General features: G+C 40.8%; 17 protein-coding genes. 5 read left to right on the forward strand and 12 right to left on the reverse strand.

Annotated features, from left to right (window positions below; all coding sequences use genetic code 11):
* Positions 1-750: 750 nt before the first annotated feature.
* Positions 751-2,160, forward strand: a complete 1,410-nt coding sequence (locus tag ATH1_RS0109380) for a S41 family peptidase (RefSeq protein ID WP_010420640.1) — start codon at positions 751-753, stop codon at positions 2,158-2,160.
* A 282-nt stretch (positions 2,161-2,442) separates the two neighbouring features.
* On the opposite strand, the gene ATH1_RS0109385 is transcribed toward ATH1_RS0109380, so the two are convergent.
* Together ATH1_RS0109385 and ATH1_RS0109390 are read right to left on the reverse strand one after the other, a co-directional pair.
* Positions 2,443-3,216, reverse strand: coding sequence for an ABC transporter ATP-binding protein (locus tag ATH1_RS0109385; protein WP_010420642.1), 774 nt, complete (start codon positions 3,214-3,216; stop codon positions 2,443-2,445).
* The gene (locus tag ATH1_RS0109390) at positions 3,213-3,953 is read right to left on the reverse strand and encodes an MlaE family ABC transporter permease (protein WP_010420644.1); all 741 of its coding nucleotides are present in this window, start codon (positions 3,951-3,953) and stop codon (positions 3,213-3,215) included. The genes ATH1_RS0109385 and ATH1_RS0109390 overlap by 4 nt, the downstream gene beginning before the upstream one ends.
* A 346-nt stretch (positions 3,954-4,299) precedes the next feature.
* On the opposite strand from ATH1_RS0109390, the gene ATH1_RS0109400 reads away from it, so the two are divergent.
* On the forward strand, positions 4,300-5,373 hold the full coding sequence (locus ATH1_RS0109400; RefSeq protein WP_010420649.1) for a mannose-1-phosphate guanylyltransferase: 1,074 nt from the start codon (positions 4,300-4,302) through the stop codon (positions 5,371-5,373).
* A gap of 231 nt (positions 5,374-5,604) precedes the next feature.
* Here ATH1_RS0109400 and porN read toward each other — a convergent pair whose 3' ends face one another.
* The 7 genes from porN to topA form a co-directional block, all read right to left on the reverse strand.
* The gene (gene porN, locus ATH1_RS0109405; RefSeq protein ID WP_010420652.1) at positions 5,605-6,516 is read right to left on the reverse strand and encodes a type IX secretion system ring subunit PorN/GldN; all 912 of its coding nucleotides are present in this window, start codon (positions 6,514-6,516) and stop codon (positions 5,605-5,607) included.
* 34 nt (positions 6,517-6,550) lie between these two features.
* Positions 6,551-8,104, reverse strand: a complete 1,554-nt coding sequence (gene porM / locus ATH1_RS0109410; protein ID WP_081467437.1) for a type IX secretion system motor protein PorM/GldM — start codon at positions 8,102-8,104, stop codon at positions 6,551-6,553.
* 39 nt (positions 8,105-8,143) lie between these two features.
* Positions 8,144-9,115 (reverse strand): type IX secretion system motor protein PorL/GldL, encoded by a 972-nt coding sequence (gene porL, locus ATH1_RS0109415; RefSeq protein WP_010420658.1) that lies wholly within the window; start codon positions 9,113-9,115, stop codon positions 8,144-8,146.
* A gap of 33 nt (positions 9,116-9,148) precedes the next feature.
* On the reverse strand, positions 9,149-10,477 hold the full coding sequence (porK, locus tag ATH1_RS0109420) for a T9SS ring complex lipoprotein PorK/GldK (protein ID WP_010420661.1): 1,329 nt from the start codon (positions 10,475-10,477) through the stop codon (positions 9,149-9,151).
* Positions 10,478-10,510: 33 nt separating this feature from the next.
* The gene (locus ATH1_RS0109425) at positions 10,511-11,626 is read right to left on the reverse strand and encodes a PorP/SprF family type IX secretion system membrane protein (RefSeq protein ID WP_010420664.1); all 1,116 of its coding nucleotides are present in this window, start codon (positions 11,624-11,626) and stop codon (positions 10,511-10,513) included.
* Between the two features lie 14 nt (positions 11,627-11,640).
* Entirely contained in the window at positions 11,641-12,813 is a 1,173-nt protein-coding gene (locus ATH1_RS0109430) for an arginase family protein (RefSeq protein ID WP_010420667.1), read from the reverse strand.
* A gap of 172 nt (positions 12,814-12,985) precedes the next feature.
* Positions 12,986-15,382: a type I DNA topoisomerase gene (gene topA / locus ATH1_RS0109435; protein ID WP_010420670.1), complete on the reverse strand. Its 2,397-nt coding sequence runs from the start codon at positions 15,380-15,382 to the stop codon at positions 12,986-12,988.
* 347 nt (positions 15,383-15,729) lie between these two features.
* Here topA and ATH1_RS0109440 point away from each other — a divergent pair, with 347 nt between their 5' ends.
* On the forward strand, positions 15,730-18,081 hold the full coding sequence (locus tag ATH1_RS0109440) for a penicillin-binding protein 1A (protein WP_010420673.1): 2,352 nt from the start codon (positions 15,730-15,732) through the stop codon (positions 18,079-18,081).
* 173 nt (positions 18,082-18,254) lie between these two features.
* Here the strand turns inward: ATH1_RS0109440 and radA are convergent, their stop codons facing one another.
* The 3 genes from radA to panC form a co-directional block, all read right to left on the reverse strand.
* Positions 18,255-19,625, reverse strand: coding sequence for a DNA repair protein RadA (gene radA, locus ATH1_RS0109445; protein ID WP_010420676.1), 1,371 nt, complete (start codon positions 19,623-19,625; stop codon positions 18,255-18,257).
* An 834-nt stretch (positions 19,626-20,459) separates the two neighbouring features.
* Positions 20,460-20,810, reverse strand: a complete 351-nt coding sequence (gene panD / locus ATH1_RS0109450) for an aspartate 1-decarboxylase (RefSeq protein ID WP_010420679.1) — start codon at positions 20,808-20,810, stop codon at positions 20,460-20,462.
* Positions 20,811-20,818: 8 nt separating this feature from the next.
* Positions 20,819-21,661, reverse strand: coding sequence for a pantoate--beta-alanine ligase (panC, locus tag ATH1_RS0109455; protein WP_010420681.1), 843 nt, complete (start codon positions 21,659-21,661; stop codon positions 20,819-20,821).
* A 974-nt stretch (positions 21,662-22,635) separates the two neighbouring features.
* Here panC and ATH1_RS0109460 point away from each other — a divergent pair.
* Positions 22,636-23,436, forward strand: a complete 801-nt coding sequence (locus tag ATH1_RS0109460; protein ID WP_010420683.1) for a glycogen/starch synthase — start codon at positions 22,636-22,638, stop codon at positions 23,434-23,436.
* Positions 23,437-23,838: 402 nt separating this feature from the next.
* Positions 23,839-25,320 (forward strand): DUF4270 family protein, encoded by a 1,482-nt coding sequence (locus tag ATH1_RS0109465; protein ID WP_010420685.1) that lies wholly within the window; start codon positions 23,839-23,841, stop codon positions 25,318-25,320.
* Positions 25,321-25,537: the final 217 nt, after the last annotated feature.

Genomic DNA, 25,537 nt, shown 5'->3' on the forward strand with positions numbered 1-25,537 from the left:
AAATTCAATGACTGAAAAATTTTTGGTCAGAAGGATAAGATAATAAAAATGACAAACAATGTCAATTTCCACAGGTGAAACGAGCATGACAAGGTTTGCCTTAATAGATTATCAGATTTTTAGAAATAAGATTTAAGATGAAATGAACATGACAAAAGTGCCACAAAAGAACATGTATAAAACTCAATCATGCGAGTTCCATCAGGCCAATAACTTAGACTTATTTTATACTGATGAAGAGTTTTGTCTGTTTTTATTCCACGCAAAGGTCGCAAAATTAAAGAACACTAAAATCGCAAAGAAAATTTTGTCTGTTTTTATTCCACACAAAGGTCGCGAAATTAAGGAACGCTAAAACCGCAAAGAAAATCTTTGATGAATGAGTGCAGTCTAAAAAGCATCTTTTTTGTCAAAATCCAGGCGTTTTCAATTTTTGTGCCGGAGTTAACTTGTTGTTAATGAGGATTCATCCGTATAAAATTTATTTTCAAGATCGGATGGAACTCGCATCCAAGGAGTTATACATGTTCGTTTATGACAGACCTTGTCATGTTCGTTTCAAAAATTTAAAACAACAATGAGTTTGGCAACAAAGATGCTTTTTAAACTGGGCTCAAGATTAAAAATATCATTATATTTAGAGCTATTTTTATTAGGGCAGAGGGGTAGAATAACTTTGAACATTTAGGAATTAACTACCCCAATAAGATTGACAAAAGGAATGGAGTAAACAATTAAACATTAAATTCTATGAAAAACAAAAACCTAATTTTAAAGCAACTGTTGATAGCGATTCTTATTTTTCCGCTGATGACCAATTGCTCCGATGAGGATGATGATATAACTCCCTCTCTGCAAATAGACGAAGAAACACTTAAAACCAACAAATTCATCAGAGACACTATGTCTGTTTTCTATTTCTGGAATGAAGAGATGCCCAATATAGACTATACCAGGGAAGAAAATTCTGAAGATTATTTTTACAAATTATTACATGAGGATGACCAATGGTCGTTTATTACAGATGATTACCAGGGGCTAATAAATTATTTTGCCGGAATTCAGAAAAGTCCAGGCTATTCCCTATTACCAATGTATCTGGAGCGTGGCAGCAATCAGGTAATCGCATTTATCGAATATGTTCACAGAAATTCTCCGGCCAGTGAAGCCGGATTGGAACGTGGTGATATGATTTACAGAATTGACGGTCAAATCATGACGGATCAAAATTACTCGGATTTGCTTAGTCGCACTGAATTTGATATTACTCTCGCTGAATTCGATGACTTCTTTGAAGTTATAGAGTTCCCCGAAACTATCCACATAGAAGCACGGGAGATGAATCTGCACCCGGTTTTAAAATCAAGCATTACTGAAACCCTGGGACACAAAATAGGTTATCTCGCCTATTCTTCCTTTATTGCCAATTATGACACTGCTCTGGTTAATGTTTTCAATCATTTCAAGGCTGAGGGAATAACCGATCTGGTTTTTGATTTACGGTACAACGGGGGAGGATCTGTTTCCTCTGCAAAACTGCTCGCCGACATGCTGGTTCCCCCGGGAAATATCGGGAACACATTCATCGAAGAGGTTTACAATGATTTACTTACCAATGAATTTGAAAAAGATCCCGCTTTCTCACCCGACCTGTTAAAAATAAAATTTGAGGCCAATGAGAACAACCTCAATTTGGATAGGTTATATGTTTTAACGACATCGTCCACAGCCTCGGCAAGTGAAATGATCATTTACGGTCTTGATCCATATATGGACATTATTCAGGTTGGAGATACAACTCATGGGAAATATTATGCCTCCTACACTTTTGCAGATGCCCAAAAAAAATGGGCTATTCAACCCATTATTTTACGATCTTCCAATGCTACCAATAATGTAGACTGGTCTATCGGGCTCCCTCCCGATCACATTCTTGACGATCTTTTTTATCTGATGCCCAAATATCAGCTGGGTGATCCAAATGAACTTTTCATGGCCAAGGCCATTTCACTGATTACCGGTGAGCCTTTCATTTATGAAGATTTTGTGAATGGTTTAAAATCAGCCTCAGCAATGCCCGCCGAATCATACAGACTCAGAAACAAGCTCTATCAAAAACGATCTGGAATGTGGGTTGAAAAACCCGGATGGATGAAGTAAAAGTATTTTGAGACGCACATACAATGCTCCCTTAGTTAGAGTATGTCTATAAACTCTCAAAAATTTTTACAAGATGTGTCTCTGCTCAGAAAGTGCCAGTTGCAATGCCTGCCCCGATATCATCGGGGGCTTGCGAAGCAGCTAAGTACGGAATCCAGAGTGTGCTTTTGTTGGTTTTTTATTAAGAAAAACCTTACAAAAGCTACTTCTGGATGAGTATTTGGGCGGCAAGCGGAACTCAGTAAATGACACTTTATGAACAAACACTATTTAAAAAACAGGTTAGCCCTCCCTCTTTGTTTTTGCTATTTCTTCCCGCATCTGTCTCAAAAACCGGGAGGCATAAATAAATTCGTTCAATTTTGAATTATCTGAAGTTAATATGTTTTCTTTTGTCCCCTCCCAACATTTTTCACCTTCCGAAATAAAAACAACCTTTTCACCTATACCCATCACTGAATTCATGTCGTGCGTATTGACGATGGTTGTCATGTTATATTCCTTGGTAATCTCATAGATCAACTCATCAATAACTATAGCTGTTCTGGGGTCAAGGCCTGAGTTTGGTTCATCACAAAACAGGTATTTAGGGTTGAGAGAAATAGCTCTTGCAATAGCAACTCTTTTCTGCATTCCACCACTCAACTCCGAGGGAAAGAGATCATTAACATTTTCCAGGTTTACTCTGTTGAGGCAAAAATTGACCCGATCGTCTTTTTCCGAAGCCGACATATCTGAAAAAACATCAAGCGGAAATCTTACATTTTCTTTCACAGTCTTAGAGTCAAACAGCGCCGACCCCTGAAACAGCATGCCCATTTCTTTTCGAATAGCCTTTCTGTATTTCTCGGACATGGCCGAAAAGTCACGACCATCATAGATGATCTTACCACGATCGATCTCGTGCAGTCCCACAATAGATTTAAGCAACACTGTTTTCCCGGATCCGCTTCTCCCTATTATCAAATTTACTTTCCCAGGTTCAAACAAAGCCGATATGTTTTTCAATACTTCTGCGCCTTCAAACGATTTGTATACATTTTTAACTTCGATCATGCCAGCAACATTTGAGTAAGAATGAGGTTAAATAACAAAATCTGAATACTGCTTACAACAACAGCTCTGGTACTACAGCGTCCTACTTCAAGAGAGCCTCCGGAAGTATAATAGCCCCAATAGCCGGAAATGGTCGCTATCAGGAATCCAAAAACGACCGACTTAATCAAAGAATACACAATATAAAACGGGATGAAAGCATATTGAATACCGTAAATATACTCTGCTGAAGAAACAACCCCTGTAAACACGCCTGCAGCCCATCCGCCGAAAATGCCTATTCCCATACTAATCATTACAAGAAAAGGATTGATAAATACCATGGCTACCACTTTCGGAAAAACGAGATAACTGGCCGAATTAATCCCCATTACATCTAATGCGTCAATCTGTTCTGTCACACGCATGGTTCCTATTTCTGATGCAATATGCGACCCAACCTTTCCGGCAAGTATAAGAGATACTATGGTGGAAGAAAACTCCAGAAGAATAGTATCACGGGCCGCCACTCCCACCGTATATCTGGGAATAATAGGCAACTCGATATTGTAGGCGGTTTGCAAGGTAATGACAGCTCCGATAAAAACAGAAATAATGGCTACTATCCCCAGAGAGCCAATTCCCAAATCATCAATTTCATCAATGATTTGTCGCACAAATATGCGGGGCTTAACCGGTTTTCCAAAAACCCGGACTAAAAACATAAAATACCGGCCTGTATGAAACAAAAAAGTCATCGCAAAAATTTTTTCTAAAAATAGTAACTAAATTAGTGGTACAAAACAAAATTTAACCGGATTATTCCCTGAGTTGAGATATCCTCACCCGGATGCCACTGAAAAATACGTATAAATTTCAACACGAGAATACCTATATGTTGTCCGATGCTTAAAATGACCCATAGTTGAAAAAGATTCCTGAGCCCGGTCTAAAAAGCATCTTTTTTGCCAAACTCATAAAATGCAAAGGTTAATACAAAAAAAGAAAAATAAACGGCATACTTTATGTAATTCATATTCAGCGAAAACATTCGTTTTTTGTACGATTAAGCTCTATTGTAATATATTAAAAAAATAATAAAAGATGAAAAACAACACTTATTGTGTCATAATGGCAGGTGGCATTGGCAGTCGCTTCTGGCCACTGAGCAAAACCAGTACACCAAAGCAGTTTCTCGATATTCTGGGGACAGGAAAAAGTCTTATCCGTCAAACCTATGAGCGGTTCGCACCTTTATGTCCAAATGAAAACATCATTGTAGTAACCAGTCGTGATTACAGCGATATGGTTCTGGATCATCTTCCGGAACTAAAACCCGAACAGGTATTATCAGAACCATTCAGAAGGAATACTGCCCCATGTATTGCCTTAGCCAACAAATGGATCGAAGAGAGAAATCCCGATGCCAATATAATTGTTACTCCTGCCGATCATCTAATCATTAACGAATCTGAGTTTCGACAAGCCATCGAGAATGGAATTGATTTTGTCAGCCAAAACGATGCACTGCTGACACTGGGGATAAAACCACATCGCCCGGAAACCGGATATGGATATATTCAGGCGGGAACCAACGATGACGATAACAGCAACTTCAAAAAAGTTAAAACATTTACTGAAAAGCCCAATGCAGAACTGGCCAGGGTATTTTTTGAGAGCGGAGAATTTTTCTGGAACTCGGGCATCTTTCTATGGTCGTTAAAATCCATTAATAATGCGTTCGACCGTTACTTAAAAGATGTAAAACAATTGTTCGATCCCCTGGAAGCATCTCCTGCCTTCGACATGAAAAAGATTGAGGATGTCTATGCAGAATGCAGAAATATTTCCATCGACTATGGTATTATGGAAAAAGCAGAAAATGTATATGTTCAGACAGTTAATTTCGGATGGTCTGATCTGGGAACCTGGTCCTCGTTGTATGAATATTCTGCTCAGGATAAAGAAAAAAATGCCATCATCAGCGGACAAGTTCTTCTTTACGATACAAATGGTTCTATTGTTAATGTCCCCTCCGGTAAAGTGGCGGTTATTCAGGGTTTGACAGACTATATAGTGGTAGATTCGGGTGATGCGTTATTGATATGTCCAAAACAAAACGAGCAGCAGATACGCCAATTCACCAGTGATATTAAAGCAGAATTCGGTAAAGAATAATAACTGAGCCCGGTCTAAAAAGCATCTTTGTTGCCAAACTCGTTGTTGTTTTAAATTTTGCATCCTCATTAACAGCAAGTTAACTCCGGTACAAAAATTTAAAACGCCTTGATTTTGACAAAAATATGCTTTTTATACTGCACTCATAACTGTATTCACCAAAAGGGGCTGTCACAATTTTGCAACAGCCCCCTTTTGACGTACGTATGATGAGATAAAACAATTAACCCGCTAAAACTCCCACAAGTCTTGTTCCCACTGAAAAATTTCGTTTTCAATTCTTTTGGACTCCAGTATCGCTTCTTTGCCAACCGTATAGTCCTGAATGCCCCTGTTATCATAAACATTAGCTTCCTGGGCTATATAACTGCCAAAATACCGTTTGATGAAAATGTCATCAAAACTCCTTCTCTGAGTATCATTTCGTGGGTTAAAAACTTCGTGCTGCGCCAACAATTCCCGCGCCTCAGGAAAATAAATCCAGAATACCATCTGCTTAAGAACACCTCCTTCTACACCTTCTGCTCCTTCAAAGTCTTCATCTACATACTCTCTGATGGGACACAGACCCAGAATTCTGACATCCAGACGGGAATAGTTTCTGTCGAAATACCATATTTCTTTAACCATAACCTGTTTCACCTCGTGGGTCCGTGGTCCCTGAACAACTTCCTGTTCTACTTGTGTCCCGTCAGCCTGGGTTACCATTACTGTTTTGGGACCGGCTCCCAACCTCTTCAGTATCTCACCTTCATTGTCCATCACTACTTTAAATTCATCGTTAGCATCGGGTGAATAAGCTGTTAATTCGCCTAACCTTCCATCATTCGGATCATCACCAACAACACCTTTCAACAACAAATCTATAAGACTGTAGCGACCATCCATTGGCGTAGTAGGATAATATAAAGGAAGATTCATTTTTTCCCTTAAGTCAACTATTCTCCATACCTTTTTCGACCACAGAACATCGGCTTCCCTTATACTGGGATAAGGAATTGGCTTCCGGTTTTTAACGTGTTTTCGTTCAAACAGCCCGTCAATAGGAAGATTGTCTTCTGCAACCGGTTCCTGTGCCGTAATATTAGAACCGAAAGTTCCCAGAAGACCTATTACCATTAATAAAAGAAGTTGCTTTCTCATCATAAAGAAATTTATACCATTCAAAAATTTTATTCTATCTCAAAGTAAAGTTAATTGAACCCAAATCGCGAACTGAGCCATCGGGTCCTTTGGCTTTGATATTATTAAACATCACCACGCTTCCGGGTGAAGAATTTTCAATCAGGTCCTTCTGATCCGTTGTAATAACAGCACTCTCACTATCTTTAAATACCAGATATCCGTTTCGGATGGTACTGATTGTAAAACTGACAACATTAAATTTCAGATCAAAATCAAAATTATCCATTTCAGCCACCACAATTTCCTGAGCCTTTAACAATGCTTTGTCTATTCGGCCACCTCTCATTCCGGCGACTGTGGCAACCGGGTCAGGTACCCGCTTAACACGAAAATCCTGGCTTCCGAGATTCTGAACTTTTCCTTCAACATTTGCCCTGACCGAAACGATACATTTTTTACCAATAGCATTGGGGCTGGGGTTTACGATATACTGATTAGCTGATAGTTTCCTCATCCTTCCGTTGGTAATCGTAACATCCAGTCTCTCACTGGGAATGCCGGGGGCTGAAACCTTAACCGGATTATCAACCCCGACATAGAAGACATTCATTTTAGTGGGGGAAATTACGACCCCCGGTTCGGAAACAATATACGAGCCACTAACTTCCCTTTTTGTTAAGGCGCCATCGGGCCCTACTATGGCAATTTCACCGCTCCAATGTTTTTCTCCGGTCGATGTGGCAGGAACTTCATAAATGCCCCGTCCGTTTTTGATCGGCAGTTTCTCGCCATTCACTGTAACAATTGGTGGTTGAGTAGTATCCCGTGCGGCAAGCATTATTTCAGCATAATAATTATCGCCCCGCATCACATATTCCGATCGTGGAACAACAATGGCTTCTATACTGTTAAAAGCAAAGGAGCCTTCATCAATTTTTGCATACAAATACCGCACTATGTCCGACTCCATATTTCTTACTTCACTCTGCAACTGGCTCATCATAGCCATACTGGCAGCCAATGGAACATGCTCAAACTTTTCACTTTCCCAACTTTTTTCAACTCCACCCTCTTTGGGAGGATCATGAGGTGTCAATGTCCTGTCAAGAGAGTTTAATAATGTCGTATCCTCTTCGTCAACCATCGCTTTCAATACGTCCCTGAAATGTATAAAATGTTCCTTCAGTTTTTCGCTTCGTTCTCCGCCTCTTTCGGTAATCATAATTTGGGCAGCTACATCCTGATTATCGATGGATTCATAGTTGTAGGGAGTAGCTTCTTTCCCGTCAGCCGCCTGAACAATCTCATATTTTAAATCCTCAATATGTTTATAGAGACTATCGGCTTCTTCCTTTACTTTTAAAGCAGCGAAATACTTATCTCTTACTTTGGCTTCATTTGTCGCATAGGCACTTTGAAATTCGGCATAAGCAAGACTATTCTTCTTTTCCATCGTTTCAATGGTTTTCCTGATACTCTTGTCGACCAGTTTAAATGCCTGAAGCAATTCTCCGGAAACATTGAGAGCTAACATAGCCGTGAGCATAAGATACATCATTCCGATCATCTTTTGTCTCGGCGTTTCAGGACAGTTACCACCACTCATATCAATACAATGTCTTTAGGTTAGTTAATACTTCCCGGGTTATTTTGAGTTGCTCCCCATGTTCATAGCACTGAGCATATTCCCATAAATAGTATTTAATTCTGAAATGGACTGGTTCAATTTGCTCAATTCTTCTTTATAAGCCTTTGCATCATCGACCGATTTATCGAATTGGTCATGAATAGCTCCCAATTTTTCTGTGACATTTTTTGATGCCTCCAGCTGGGCAGAGAAGCTTTTTAACTGCATTTCATAAACCGAGTTTATGGCAGTTAATTGTTTATTCGCCTCAGCAAGTTGCTGATTATAATTTTCAGCATTTCCGGTAACCTGCCCTGCATTTTCATTAATGGTCTGACTAAAGTTTCTGTAGGATGAAACCAGCTCTTTACCCGATTCTTCAATGTCACGGACAATAGTATTTCCTGCTGCAGCCATATTCTCGGCAAGCTGTTTTCCACCTTCGGCTACTTGTTGGGCAGCTGCACTGTAACTTTGGCTCAAATTATCAATCTCTCGAATACTTTTTGATTGAGAATTTGACAATTTACTGACCGATTCGGAAGCCATCTTCATGCTTTGAAGATAACTTTCGGTAGCTAATGACGCATCACTCAGGTCTGACAATTGCCCGGTGGTTGCCGTTAATTTCCGGATTCCTTCTCCCAATTTTTCAACCACTTCCGGCTCCAGTGCACCACTTTCTATCAAAGCTGCAAGATCACTGCCTCCCGAACCTCCGCCACCACGGCGACGGTCCTCTTTGGGTTCCAACCCTACCAACTCCGGATATACGATACTCCAATCCGGCATTTCATGTGGCGGCTCAAACGCCGAAAGAAAGAAGATAATAACTTCCGTTCCCATTCCAATATTCAGCATAAGGCCTGCCATGGGATAATGCTGAATCTTGAACAAGGCTCCCAACAATACTAATGAGGCGCCCCATCCGTATACTTTGGCCATTAACTTTTTATAGACAGGACCCTGAACAAATTCTGAAAGACCCATAAAACCAAATTTTTCTTTTCCAAACCTTAAAACTTAACTTCCTATATAATCACGAACACAGCGGAATCCGATATAAGATTTTGCAGAATCCTGGTACTCATAAGTACGTGCACCGTTCTGCAAAAAGTACCCGATATCTTTCCACGACCCACCGCGGATCACTTTTCTCTTCAACACTTCCGGGTCATCCGGTAGTGCATTATATTTATAGGTAGGACTGATGTCGTGCATAAATCCGTAAGCGGATTCATCATAAGCACTTGAAGTCCATTCGGCTACATTACCAGCCATATCAAACAAGCCAAAATCATTTGGCGCAAAATTGGCCACTGCCATTGTATACATTCCGCCGTCATCTCCATATCGACCACGCAATGGTTTAAAGTTGGCCAGGAAGCATCCCTGATTGTTGCGGGTATAATAGCCTCCCCATGGATATTTATTCTGATCCAGTCCGCCCCGTGCCGCATATTCCCATTCTGCTTCGCTGGGAAGGCGGTAATTCATCACCACAGGCTCACCCTTACTGGCCAGATAATTATTTAATAATTGAGTACGCCAAATGGCAAATGCCGTGGCCTGTTTCCAGGTTACTCCGACTACCGGATATTCGTCAAAACCAGGATGCCAGAAATATTTTTCGGTGAGTGGTTCGTTAAACGAATAGGTAAAATCGGCAATCCAACACAGAGTGTCGGGATAAACCAAAACCTGATCGCTCATAATAAATGCAGAACGATTAGCGATTTCACGTTCCTCTCCATACTGATCAAAAACGACCCCTTCATATTCCTTGGTTTCAAAATTGTACCGGTTGCTTTTTTGGGCTGCCTGTTGAAGATCGACCCACTGATAGTCATATACCAGCTTCCTTGTATCAATCTCTTTTCTCCGGAAAAATCTTTCGTTTTCAGGAAGATACATTTCTTCAAGAATGGGGGCATATTCCTCATCATCCCATTCAATTGGTTCGCTCCAGTTGAGGTAAGGCGGATCGATGGGATTACCGAATTCATCCTCAGCAATAAAAAACTCTTCGAATTGCTGACCCAATAAACGTCGGGCAATAGAATCGCGAACCCAGTAAACAAACTGGCGATACTCGGTGTTGGTAATCTCGGTTTCGTCCATCCAAAATGAAGGTACCGATATCGTCCGCTTCTGCGAATTCATGGTATAAGCCATGTCCTCATCAGCAAGTCCCATATTAAAACTGCCTTGTGGAATAAAAATCATTCCATAAGGATCGGGCTCATAAAAAGCCGCTTTCCGTGACACACCGACGAGTTCTCCTCCACCGGATTTGCCACATCCGTATAAAAATGTGACGACGATGATACTTAGGGTAACTACTTTCTTCATAGTATTTCGGATAATCAATTTTGTTCCTGTTTATTATAAGAATCTTACACTTTTATATTTCTTGCTTTGCTTATTTATATTCAAATCGAACGAGTAACCGACAATGATCTCGTGTGATCCGTTACTCCCTGCTTTCGATAGAGCGGATGTTGAAATGTCGTAACTGTATCCGGCCCAAACGCCATTGGATAATTTTAATCCTGCCAGTAACACAACAGCATCCTGATATCGATAAGTAATTCCTGCCCAGTACTTATCATTAAAATCAACATTCAGATTCCAGTCGATTTGCCAGCTTCCACCTCCAACCCGGGCGTAAACTGACGGCTTCAGGTCATATCTGCGCTCATTGGGGCTAATGGTATAACCTCCGGTTAAAAACACAGAGCGATGGATGTATACGTAAAAATCCTCCTGAAAGTTTGGTTCGGGTGCAAATAAATGCTGAATTCCCAATCCGGCATACAATTTATCTCCCTGAAAAAAAGCTCCAAGGCCAAAATCAGGAGTAAATCCGCTTACTTCTTCGGCAGGTATTAGCGGATCATTTTTATCGTGATAATGACTTTCCGGAATGTCCGGGATGATCACGCCGGTACCATCGAAACTCTGACTAATCACTCCGGCCGACAGGCCAACTCCCAATCTGCCTGCCGGAAGCAGAAACTGCCTTGCAAATGAGGCTTTGATAAACAAATTGGAAAACAATCCAATGTTATCATTCATCACTTCAAGACCCACGCCTGCTCTTTTCCCAAAAATATCAAGAGCTGCATCTGCTCCTGCTACCGTTGTAACCGGAGCTCCTTCCAGTCCTGTCCACTGGTTGCGGTTTGCCACGATCACATTCATCTGCCCGCTGCTGCCGGCATACCCCGGATTACCATTCAGCAGGTTGAACATATTCTGACTAAACATTGGATCAAACTGGGCAAAAGCGTTGGCTGATATGCAAAATAAAATAAAAAAAATAATACCCCCACTCCCAATCTTGTTAAAAAAGAGGGGTACCTGTTTTAAAAACAAATTTCGCAAAACAACCAAATGACTAATGAACAGGCCCTTGAAACTATTAAAAGAACGTATATTATTTGTGCTTTTTAATAAATCCATATACTGAATTTCCCCGGTAAAGGTTTCGTTTTTCATACAGAAACTCGAAATTATCGTTTGGTAATTTCAGGATTACCGGCTATTCTGATAAAATGTCGCCACCAAATTTGCGGAAGCTCTTTGTTTAATGCCAATTTATAATCGTCCGCATGGCATGGAACAATTTTACCACCCTTTTTGTCCGGCACGTTTATCCACCATCGGTCATTCGCCGGATTATGATAAAACTTAAGGGTTTCATCATACTCCTCAAGGTAAACCGCTTTCAATTCATACTCCTCAATGGGCTTAAGAGGATAATCTCCTTCTTTGGCTCCACATCCTTCCAGAAAATGCCAAACCATCTGGGCAGCGGTCACTTGCGACATTTTATCCTCTTTATCAAGGCTGATGTCAAAAAGCCCTGCAACTTTGAGCACATCACTTGCCCCGGCATACCAAAATATTCTGCAGGCCTCTGCTTCAGAAAACCCGTTTGGCATTTTTCCCCCGCAGGGAAGCGATGGTTGACCTCTTAGCGCCCCAAAGTCAAAACTCAGTAAAGATGCATTTCGGATAAAGACTTCAAAATAATCGATTCTTTCAGCCCGTAAATCTTTTAATCGAACAACCTGAAAATGAAATTTATCCATAAAATCTTCCTGCTCCTTTGAGCAATAATAGAGTTGAGTACCTAAAACGGATAAGTCACCGATTTTATTTCCCGTTTCTTCTGTTAATTTGTGAATATAGGCAGAAGATGAAAAATCAAGCCCATGAGGATCAACATCCAGAAAGGCATCTACAATAACTATATTTCCATCTTCTTCCTGCTTATCTAAAAACCTGCTTGCCGGCAGGGTTAAATCCTGGGACCCGCCAATCAGCAAAACCGGAACATTTTTAAGAAACAGGTAATTTATCACTTCTGACAAAGCATAATATCTGTCTTTCAAGCCGTTCCCTTTTATATCTCCCAAATCGGCGATCCTGAGACCCGATGATACTCTTCTCATTCCGTAAAGCCAACTGCGCACATAAGCGGGAACCTCCGGGATTAAAGAACGTGTGCTGTTTCTTACTTCAGGTATGCCAATGATTGCAACATCAAATTCATTATTTTCGAACCAGGCGGACTCTCCGTCAAAAAATATTGTTTGGCCCCCGAGTGACGCTTCTGTTGAGATTCCCGGACAGGCAATCCACTTCTTTTTCAATGGTTCCAAATAATGAACTATCTCCACAACATTAACTTAAGTTAAGTATTGAGCCCGGTCTAAAAAGCATCTTTGTTGCCAAACTCATTGTTGTTTTAAATTTTTGCATCCTCATTAACAATGAGTTAACTTCGGTACAAAAAATTCAAAACGCCTTGATTTTGACAAAAATATGCTTTTTATACCGCACTCAAGTATTTTAATTTTTATTGGTCCGGGACTTTGTCTGTTTCCCGGATTTTGTACCCGGTTTTTTCTTACTTTTATCTTTTGTTTTCTTCGTCTTATCTCTTTCTTCTATCAATTTAAGGCAATCCTCATAGCTTAACGCGGAGGCCTCTTTATCCTTTGGGATTTTATAATTTTTCTTTTTAAAACTGATGTAAGGCCCCCAGCGACCATTAAGAATTTGCAGGTCTTTGTTTTCTTCAAACGTTTTAATGGTTTTTTTATTGTCTCTTTCTCTTTTCTCCTCAATCAGTTCTATGGCACGGTCCAAACCTATGGTCAATGGATCATCAATTCCTTTTTTCAGGGAAACAAATTTTCCGTCGTGTCTCACGTAAGGACCGAACCGGCCAACCCCGACCACCACTTTCTTGTCTTCATAAGTACCTAATTCCCTGGGAAGATCAAATAATTTCAATGCTTCGTCAAAAGTAATGTTTTCGATGTGCTGTTCTCTGGTAAGGGGTGCATAGCGCGGTTTTTCTTCGTCGTCCGAACGGCCGAGTTGTGCCATTGGCCCAAACCGGCCGATACGAACGCTGACCTGTTTCCCCGTTTTGGGGTCTGTACCCAGAATCCGTTCTCCGGTTTTACGTTCTGATTTTTCCAGTGTTTCCTCTACCTGCCGGTGAAATGGTCTGTAAAAATCATCAATAGCTCTGTGCCATTCCACTTTACCCATTGCAATTTCATCGAATTCCTGTTCCACCTCCGCGGTAAAATCATAACTCACAATATTGGGAAAATAGTTAACGAGAAAATCGTTAACAACCATGGCAATATCGGTGGGAAACAGTTTGTTCCGCTCTGCATTGGCCACTTCTGTTTTTGCTTCCTGTTGAACTTTCCCGTCTTCGATCCATAAATACTGATATTTGCGCCTTTCACCTGGTCTGTCTTCTTTAACCACGTATCCACGCTGCTGAATGGTACTGATGGTAGGGGCATAGGTAGACGGGCGACCGATCCCCAATTCTTCCAGTTTGCGCACAAGACTGGCTTCAGAGTAGCGAGGCGGTTTCTGAGAGAACCTTTGACGGGCTTCCAGTTTTTTCATGTTAAGGAGGTCATTTTCTTTCATCGGTGGAAGGAAGGCAGCAGACTCTTCATCTTCCTCCTGATCTGTCGATTCGATATAAACCTTCAGAAAACCATCAAATTTCACCACTTCCCCTGTCGCTACAAACTGATGTTCCTGTCCGGCAACATCGATATTCACAGTGGTTTTTTCGATGATGGCATCACTCATTTGTGACGCCAGCGTACGTTTATATATCAGATCATAAAGTTTTTGCTCGGCCGGTGTTCCCGAAACGGAAGCCCTGTCGGGATAGGTTGGCCGAATGGCCTCGTGCGCTTCCTGGGCGCCTTTGGATTTTGTTTTATACTGTCTGACTTTTACATACTTTTCACCCATTTTGGATTTGATGGATGAAACAATCGAACCAATGGCCGACTTTGCCAGATTGACAGAGTCGGTCCTCATATAAGTAATTTTACCGGCTTCATATAATCGCTGAGCCACCGACATGGTTTGACCAACGCTGAATCCCAGTTTTCGTGCAGCTTCCTGTTGCAACGTTGAAGTTGTAAAAGGGGCTGCAGGCGACTTCACCGAAGGCTTTTGGATAACAGACTGTACCCTGAACTCGGCACTTATGCATCTCTCGAGAAATTCGCGAGCCTCTTCAGCGGTTTTGAAACGATGATTCAGGTCGGCTTTGAACTCGCTTCGTTTACCATTCTCATCAATTAAAAATATAGCGGATACCCTGAATGAAGAGTCGGCTTTGAAATCGAATATTTCCCGTTCACGTTCCACCAGCAGACGAACAGCCACAGACTGTACCCTTCCGGCTGACAGTGAAGGCTTCACCTTCTTCCAAAGAACAGGGGATAGTTCAAACCCCACCAGGCGATCCAACACACGGCGGGCCTGCTGGGCGTTAACCAGATTATAATCTATACCGCGGGGATTTTCTATCGCTCTCAAAATAGCCTCTTTGGTTATTTCATGAAAAACAATCCTTCGTGTCTTATCCGGTGATAGGTTAAGAACTTCACTCAAATGCCAGGCTATGGCTTCTCCCTCACGGTCTTCATCCGAAGCCAGCCAGACAGTACCTGAATTTTTTGCCAAAGATTTCAGTTCTTTTACTACTTCCTTTTTATCATCAGAAATTATGTATTGCGGCTGATAGTTGTTGTTAATATCAATTCCGAAATCCTTTTTTGCCAAATCCCTGATATGTCCGAAACTGGATTTTACCAAAAAATCCTTTCCTAAAAATTTTTCAATTGTCTTTGCCTTTGCAGGCGACTCCACAATAACCAGATTCTCTTCTGTCATCTTTTCTTTTTTCGCCATTTTCAATCGTTTGATTTTTGCCCCTCTCTGTTTGAATAACTCATCCGGGCTCTTTACATTATTATATCGGGCGGGACAAATTTATAAAATATTGTTAACAGCAATCAAGTTATTTTCTTCAAAGCCGATTTATGCCTGATACTGCCCACGGCAAAGCCAATGAATCCAAAAAAACCGAATGATCCTTTTCGCAGCAACCCCTTAACTTCATACTTGAATCCGGGGATTTTGGTTTCCTTATTTTTTGTATTTTTACAAATTCAACCTTTGGAGCAAATTTTGCACGATAAGAAATAACAACATCACCATAAACGTTAGAAAATGCAAAGTTTAAACAATATCTTCTGATGGAAAAAAAACTCTTGCAAAAATATATTCGCTGGCTGTATGGATTGTTTTTAGGTCTGTTAGGCTTTTCAATCCTGCTGTTTTTTTTGATCTCGATTGGTGGACTGGGCTTTATGCCAAGTTTTGAAGAACTTGAGAATCCCAAAACAAATCTTGCCACAATACTTTATTCTTCCGATCATGAAGTACTCGGGAAATACTTCCGGGAAAATCGAACCAATGTTACCTATGATGAATTAAATCCTTATGTAATAAATGCTCTGATATCAACCGAAGACATTCGGTTTTACAGGCACTCGGGGATTGATGCTCACGGATTGGGACGTGTCTTACTCCGTACCATCATCATGGGAGAAAAGAGTTCGGGCGGTGGCAGTACTATCACACAACAGCTTGCCAAACTTCTTTTTCACGATCCGGCCACAAATGTCTGGCAGCGAAGTCTGCAAAAACTTAAAGAATGGGTTATTGCCGTAAAACTGGAACGCAGCTATACCAAGCAGGAAATTCTTACAATGTATTTGAACAAAGCCCCTTTCATTTACGGGGCGTATGGTATTGAATCGGCAGCCCATACCTTTTTCAGTAAATCTCTGGATTCTATTCAGGTTGAAGAAGCCGCCACTTTAATCGGTATGCTGAAAAACCCTTCTCTTTACAATCCCATTCGCAGGCCGGAACTCACTCAGGCTCGTCGCAATGTGGTTCTTGGGCAGATGAGAAAAGCCGGGCACATTACATCTGAAGAATTTGACAGTTTGAAGATGCTCCCACTGGGTCTTAATTTTCAGAGAGATGACCATATTCACGGTTTGGCACCCTATTTTCGCGAATACCTTCGTCTAGTATTAACAGCCGAAAAACCGGAAAGAGAAAATTATGCATCCTGGCAGGAGCAACAATTCATAGAAGACAGCACGGCCTGGATAGAAGACCCTCTTTTTGGCTGGGTAAATAAAAACCTGCAATCTGACGGTACAAAATACGATATTTACGAAGACGGCTTACGCATTTACACAACCATAGACAGCCGGCTTCAGCAATATGCAGAAAAAGCAATGACGCAACATCTGGGTGAAGAGTTACAGCCCACCTTTTTCAGGGAAAAGAAAGGTCGTCCCCGGGCTCCGTTCACGAAAAACATTACTCAGGAACAATATGAGTCTATCATCAACCGTTCCATTCGCAATTCGGACCGGTACAGGTATTTACGGCAAGAAGGTGTTGAATGGGATTCCATAATGGCCATCTTTAAACAACCTGTAGAGATGGAAGTTTTCTCCTGGAAAGGCGATATTGACACCATTATGAGCCCATTGGATTCCATTCATTATTATAAGTCGTTCTTAAGGGCCAGCCTGCTTTCCATGAACCCCCAATCAGGACACGTAAAAGCTTACATCGGTGGTCCCAATTACAAGCATTTCAAATATGATATGGTTTCCATGGGGAAACGACAAGTAGGTTCTACCATTAAACCTTTTGTCTACACACTGGCCATGCAGGAGGGACTCACTCCCTGCGATATGGTTCCCAACATTCCGCAAACTTTCCATCTTCCTACCGGAAAAACATGGACACCCGGAAATTCAGGTTCGGCCAGAGCAGGTGAGATGGTTTCGCTCAAATGGGGACTGGCCAATTCCAACAACAACATTACAGCCTGGGTGTTAAAACAATTTAATCCTGAGGCAGTTGTCAACATTATTCACGAACTTGGAATAGATAGTCCTATGGACCCGGTGCCATCCATTGTTCTGGGTGTACCTGAGTTCGGGCTCAATGAAATGGTTTCTGCTTATTGTACCTATGCCAATAAAGGCGTGCACGTTGAACCTTTGATGGTAACGCGCATCGAAGACCGGTATGGGAATGTCATTTCAAATTTTACACCCCGGAAAAAAGAAGTGTTAAGCGAAGAAACAGCTTTTCTGATGCTTAATCTTCTGGAAGGAGTTGTCAACCAGGGAACAGCCATCAGATTAAGGCTAAGGTACAATTTCGAAGCCCAGATAGGCGGTAAAACCGGAACCACACAAAATCATTCCGACGGATGGTTTATGGGTGTCACCCCGAACCTCGTGTCCGGCATTTGGGTGGGAGGTGAAGACCGCGACATCCATTTCGACAATCTTTACTACGGACAGGGTGCAAACATGGCATTGCCAATATGGGCGCTATACATGAAACAGGTATATGAAGATGAAGAAATACCCATAACGCCTGAAGACACATTTGAAGAACCTGCTAATTTCAATATTGATCTGGAATGTCCCGATGAACATATTCCCGCCAACGAAGAACAACTCGAAGGAGGAGATACCACCATGTATGAAGAAGAATTTTTCTAATGAGCGCAGTATAAAAAGCATATTTTGGTCATAATCAAGGCGTTTTAAATTTTGTACCAGAGTTAACTTATTGTTAATGAGGCTGCAAAAATTTAAAACAACAACGAGTTTGGCAACAAAGATACTTTTTAGACCATACTCACTAATCGAAACACTATGGCATACTGATCAACTCAGGAAAACAAAAATCTGAATGCCTCTTCAATCTTTGCTGCCTGAACAACTTTAATATCGAAGTTTTCAAAATTGACCCCCCGGTTGTATTTAGGTACAATAATAGACCTAAACCCCAGTTTTTCAGCTTCACTCACGCGCTGTTCGATGCGGGTAACCGGCCGGATTTCTCCGGAAAGGCCAACTTCACCGGTCAGGCAAATCTCACGAGGAACAGGCAGGTCGGTATTTGAGGACAAAACAGAGGCAACCACCGCAAGGTCAATGGCGGGGTCGCTCACTTTAAGGCCACCGGCAATGTTCAGAAAAACATCTTTGGCCGCCAGTTTGAATCCGGCACGTTTTTCCAATACCGCCAGCAACATGTTTAACCGACGCAGATCAAACCCTGTTGAAGACCGCTGTGGTGTCCCATAAGCTGCTGTGCTGGCAAGTGCCTGAACTTCGATCATAAAGGGACGAATCCCTTCTAACGCAGCCGCAATGGCAATGCCGCTCATTTCTTCTTCATGATGAGCCAAAAGCATTTCCGAAGGATTACTGACTTCTCTCAGGCCGTCGCCCAGCATCTCGAATATGCCAATTTCAGATGTTGAACCAAAGCGATTTTTCACAGCTCTCAAAATACGATACATATAATGCCGGTCACCCTCAAACTGCAAGACCACATCCACAATGTGTTCAAGCACTTTGGGCCCGGCTAGGTTGCCTTCTTTATTGATATGGCCGATCAACAACACGGGAATATTTTTTTCCTTGGCTACTTTTAATATAGATGCTGTACATTCTCTTATCTGTGACACGCTACCGGGAGCCGACTCAAGGGCTTCTCTTTCCATGGTCTGAATGCTGTCGATAATAACCAGTCCAGGCTCCTCATGTTCGATATGGTTCACTGTCTGCTCAAGAGATGTTTCTCCAACAAGCAGGCAGTGGTCACCCCCCACATCACTCAGGCGGTCGGCACGGAGCTTGATCTGCTGCGGACTCTCCTCACCCGATACATAAAGTATTTTGCGCGTATTGAGCTTCATAGCCATTTGCAAAACAAGCGTTGACTTCCCGATGCCCGGTTCACCACCCAAAAGTACCACAGACCCGGGAACCAGTCCACCGCCAAGTACCCGGTTCAGTTCTTCTATGCGGGTGTCTATTCTGGGGATTTCATCTACAAATACAGAAGAGACCGGAACAGGCTTTTGCTTTTCTTTCCCAAAGGTGAGCGACAATCGCCTGTCTTTGTTTCTCCCCGTGATGGTCACTTCTTCCACAAAGGTGTTCCATTCACCACAGGCATAGCATTTACCCATCCATTTGGGCGATTCGGCTCCGCAATTCTGACAAACGAATACAGTTTTGTTTTTGGCCATAGTCGAGGTGATTTTAATACAAACTTAAACTTTTTTGTATTCCATCTCCGTGCAATGTCTAAAAAATAGATTGTTGGATTTATAGATGAGACTGCACCCCTAATGGAACAAGCATAGCATGAATTTTTATAGTAGATTTTTAGATTTTTAGATTTAAGATGAAATGAATATGACAGGGTTTGCCTCAATAAAGATGTGTATAAATCCTTGCTTGCGAATTCCATTCAACCTTAAAAACAAATTTTATACGAATGAAAAATTGTTATAAAATTGTTAGGACTGTTAGATTGTTAGGACTGTTAGATTGTTAGGACTGTTAAATTGTTAGATTATTAGATTGTTAGATTGTTAGATTGTTGGGGTTGTTAGCTAATGTAATAAAACTTATACTATTCTAACAAGTAACACATTAACAATATTAACAACTTTAACAATTCTAACAGCCGTAACAATTTATTAAATGTAAGATGAAACGAGCATGACAAAGATTGTCTCAAAAGAACATGTATAATTAACATCTAATCATCTAAGAAACCAAAAACAGGTAACAGATTCTTCGTCGTTACCTCCTCAGAATGACATTAAACAGTCTGTCATTCTGAGCGGAGCGAAGAATCTAATATCAATTAAAGTATAATAAATTGCATCATTCCAACAACTTAGACTAATTTTATACGGATGAACATCTTGTATCTTATATCTAAAAATCTAACGGTCTATTGTGTTTATAAAAAAAAATGTGACTTTTCAAGTAAGTGCATTCCCGGAAGGATATTGTTCAACAAAAAACCCCGGCTAAACCGGGGTCTGTTAATAATATAAAATTCCTTTACTCTATACCAGTTTATTTGTAGCGGTATCGGGAAAAACAAAAACCGGCTTATACTTTTTAGCCTCTTCAACAGGCATAGAAGCATAGGTTATAATTATGACTGTATCGCCCACAGCTGCCTTACGGGCAGCAGCCCCGTTTAAGCATATCACACCCGAACCGGGTTCGCCTTTAATTACGTAAGTTTCAAGACGTTCCCCGTTGTTGTTGTTGACCACCTGAACCTTTTCGTTTTCAATAATGTTGGCTGCTTCCATCAATTCGGCATCGATGGTGATACTACCCACATAATTAAGATTGGCCTCAGTGACCGTAACATTGTGTAATTTAGATTTTACAACCTCTATGTTCATTACTACACTTATTTGTAAACAACATTATCAATCAGTCGGATTTCACCAGCAAATACTGCTATACATCCAACAATATAATTACTTTCCTCCCAACTGTCAACAGATTGCAATGTGTTTCCGTCAACAATCTGAAAGTACTCCAGTCTCAGGTCTTCATTTCTGCCGATGTTCTCCCTGACAAATTTTTCGGTATCGGCAACTGAATTATTCTTTGCAAAATTACAAGATTCAAATAAAGTTTTGGCTATCAGCGGAGCACTTTTTCGATGTTTTTCCGATAAAAGCCGGTTTCGCGAGCTCATCGCCAGTCCATCTGACTCTCTGATTATAGAACATGCAACAACTTCCGTTCCAAGATTCATCTGTCTGACTAAATCGCGTATTATGACAAGTTGTTGAAAGTCTTTTTGACCAAAAAAAGCCTTATCGGGTTTAACCATGTCAAAAAGTCGGCTCACAACCTGTGCTACCCCGTTAAAATGACCGGGACGATGTTTCCCTTCCATGACTTTGTCCAGATGACCGAAGTCGAAGACCCGTTTGTCGGGTTCGGGATAAATTTCTTCTACCGAAGGTGCAAAAAGAAGATCGCAGGAAGTTGTTTCCAGAAGTCTGATATCTTCCTCCAAATTTCGGGGGTATCGTTCCAAATCAGTAGGATCATTAAATTGTGTTGGATTTACAAATATACTTAGCACAACAACATCACACACTTCTCCGGCATTCCTGACGAGGGAAAGATGTCCTTCGTGAAGAGCTCCCATCGTCGGGACAAATCCAACCTTTTTGCCGGGATTCCTGAGAACGGTCAACCGTTCCTCCAGTTCATTTCTGGTTTTTACTACTTCCATAAGAGTCAACAGTTCATTAAAATTTTGCTACCTGAGTCTAAACCAAAAAAAGCTTGTTTTGCCAAAATCGAAGCAAAAGATTTTTCGAACCTGAATTAACTATTTGTTAATAAGGTTAGTGTTAAAAAATTCCTTTGGCGATTCTTTAAGCAAAAAAGCTACTTTACAGAATAGACTCATAACTGCCTGCAGTCAATTAAAACCTGATTTATTTCAAAAAACGCGGCAAAATAAAAAATAATTGTTATAAAAGGAAAGAAATTTTCTCACCCCCTATTATCAGACTTCGCAAGCCTTGTACCGGCATTTTCTGAACAAACACATGATAAGTAAGAACCTTTCCCGATTTAACAGACAGGCACTAAATATTTTCGAGGTGCTTTGGAGTTTTATCTGTTTTCATAAAATTAATCTAAGTTATTGGCCTGATGGAACTCGCATGTCAAAATTTATACTTGTCTTTATTGAGGTAACCTACGTCATTCTCGTCTTATCTTAAATCTTATCTCTAATAATCTATTAATCTATTAAGGTAATCCTTGTCATGCTCGTTTCATTCCACGCTGAGAACGCAAAATTAAAGGAACGCTAAAGTCGCAAAGAAAAGATTTTATAGTTTTTTGCGCTTCTTGCGTTCTAATATTTTGCGGCTTTTGCGTGGGAAATTTCAAATTTAGCCGGTCTTCATCTTTCTAATAAAACAGCAAAACCAGCCAGGAATCAGAAATGAAATACACTTGACTTGTCAGGGACAACAAAGCTTCCTGAGAGGCAAAGTAAGACGGACCATCAACGTAAATTCATGCGCCAATAAGGCAGCTTCCCACAAGATTATCTACGGATTGATTCCACAACAATCTCATGTAAACATTGATAATCAATTCAAAAGAAATGCCGGGAAAATATTCAACTTTGTTTAGATTGCAGATTTTTTGTACTTTTGTGAAATATTTATCTTAATATATCCTTGAAAAATGGAAAATAACAAGGTCTTATTCATCTCGCAGGAAATAACACCCTATCTGCCCGAAAATTCAATGTCGTCTCTTTGCAGAAACCTTCCCCAGGGGATTCAGGAAAGGGGTAAACAAATCAGAACTTTCATGCCTCGTTTTGGCAACATCAACGAAAGACGCAACCAACTGCACGAAGTCATTCGTCTTTCGGGCATGAATCTCATCATCGATGACACTGACCATCCGCTGATCATTAAAGTGGCGTCCATTCAGACGGCCAGGATGCAGGTTTATTTCATCGACAATGAAGATTATTTTTCCAGAAAAAATACCATCTCGGATGATGATGGCAAGGAATTTGAAGATAACGATGAACGCATTATCTTTTTTGCCCGCGGGGTACTTGAAACAACCAAAAAGTTGAGATGGGCCCCGGATGTGGTACATTGCCAGGGATGGTTTACTGCCCTTGCCCCATTATATATCAAAAAAGCCATGAGCGAAGACCCTTACTTTGCAGATGCCAAAGTAGTATACTCTGTTTTTAACGATGAATTTAAGACCGCGCTCAATCCCGCCATCAAAGAAAAGGCTAAAGTTGAAGGAATAAAAGATAATGACCTGAAAATATTGAACCCGGCCAATTTCATCAATCTTACAAAACTGGCCATCGATAATTCAGACGGAATCATTCAGGGGTCGGAAAAGATAAATCCTGAAATTGAGAATTATATAAAAGAATCGGGAAAACCTTTTTTGGAATATCAGCCCGAAGATCAGTATATTGACGCTTACAACAAATTTTACGACAGCTTATGATTTAGTCAATAGTTTTTAGTCAGTAGTTTTTAGTCAGTAGTTTTTAGTCAGTAGTTTTTAGTCAGTAGTGATGGAGATTTACCTGTGCTGACGAACACAAAAATTTAACAAAATTACACAACTACCACATTCTAAGCAATTTATAAAAAGTAACACAGAGAGAAGTTTGACAGGCAGAAGAGTGAGGCAGAGAGCATGGAGCATGGTGCAAAGACCGGTATCCGCCGTTTTCCAAACTATATTTCTAACCTGATTTATGAATAGATCACGTTACAAATAACAACAAATTATTGATGAGGCCGGCCTAAAAAGCATCTTTTTTGCCAAAATACACTTTTTATATCACACGCATTGATTGTTAAAAAATAACTTTTTTAGAACGCCAAAACAGATTGGATTTTTATGCTGAATAAACGAAAAATCAGGTTTTTATTGCCTTTTCTTATGGTAGCGGTTGCTGTATTTGTTTCATGCGAAAACGATACAGGAACCTTAGGTTTGGATGTTTTACCACAGGATGAACTGTTCTCAGGTGCAGATGAAATCGCATATATGCCCGTCAGTAATGAAAATCCGACACGGTTCCGTTCCGACGATGTGGATTATACCATTATTGGTAGTATTGATGACCCTTATGCCGGAAAGACCGGGGCTTCGTTCATTACCCAGGTAAATATCGGAGAGTTTATTGGCACGTTAAACAAATCCGACTCCTTGCATGAATATTTTGTTGACTCTTTGGTTTTAAATCTAGCATACCGCAGAAATTACTGGTTTGGGGATAAAGATGCACGTCATTCCGTCCGGGTTTACCGGTATACTGAACCGTTGAACTACTCAACCGATTATTACTCCGATATGGAAGTTGAAGGATTATATGACCCTGCACCCGTTGGAGAAAGAATCAGCAGTGCATGGGATGCTTTGACCGATTCGGTTTGGGAAGATCCTAATTATATCCATCAATGGCAGATAAAGCTAAACAACAACCTTGCTGAAGAAGTGTTCAACTACTCCGAAGATGTAATGAATTCCCGTGAAACATTTAAAACCACTTTTGGAGCATTGTTCGTGAAATCGGAATTACTGGATTCCGACACCCCGGGCTCACTTATTAGAATTAATATCCTGGCCTCCCAATCAAACATGCGGCTGTACTATTCCTACAATGTAATAGATTCTGTCACAAATGAAGCAGATACAACCATGCATAGGTCCTATACGTTCCCTATCAATGAAGAATGCGTCAGAATCAACCGTTTTACCCACGATCACGACGGGCAAGTGGAATTTTCAACCCCTGACGCAGAGCGGTTTGTGGTACAGGGAATGGCAGGAAGCTATGTAAAAGTAGACTTCAACGATGTAGAACTGAAATCCGGAGTGGGTTTGTTTGAATTCTGGGAAGAAAAGTTATCCGCAAATACGAGTAATAATCCTTCACAATATCACGGAATAAGTGCTGTAGACATTTACTTTGAAGCAGATACAACGCTTCAGTTTGGTGATGAAAACTTTTACTCTCCTATCCCCCAGGCCCTCGCTCTGAACGTCATGAATGATGACGGAGAACTCAAAATCCCTTCTTACTACTATCTGAGCAAAGAAGTAGCAGAGGCCGAAGGCATAGAAGATTATAAAGAAGACTGGTCTCCCCAATTTGAAGATGGAACCTACAATAACGAAACAGGCCAATACCGGTTTCGGATGAGCAGAGAAACTTTCCGCATGATGGTTGAAAAGCCCGAACTCAGAGGGCCATATTATCTGGCACCTTACAATACCACTTCCTATCCATGGAGAGTTGTCCTGAAAAACAATCCATATTCAGAGAACGCCGTACCTTACTTAAGAGTAAAGTATGTCTCAGTTTCAAAAGAATAATTCGGGACAACAAATAAAATACTAAAATTTATTAAAAATACCAAAAAAGATTTACTGGTTTTAAACTTGCATAGCGTTTTTTGTTTGCAGCAACAAAATTTGCTACAAACAACAGGAGCCATTCAGGGTGTATTATTTTCAGACTAAACAATATGACAATGAAGGCGGTCAAATGTTTATGACAGAAAAATGTAACTTAAGCCCCACGACCTCAAAG

Origin of the sequence: Anaerophaga thermohalophila DSM 12881, assembly GCF_000191885.1 — a bacterium.
Taxonomy (GTDB): Bacteria; Bacteroidota; Bacteroidia; order Bacteroidales; family Marinilabiliaceae; genus Anaerophaga; species Anaerophaga thermohalophila.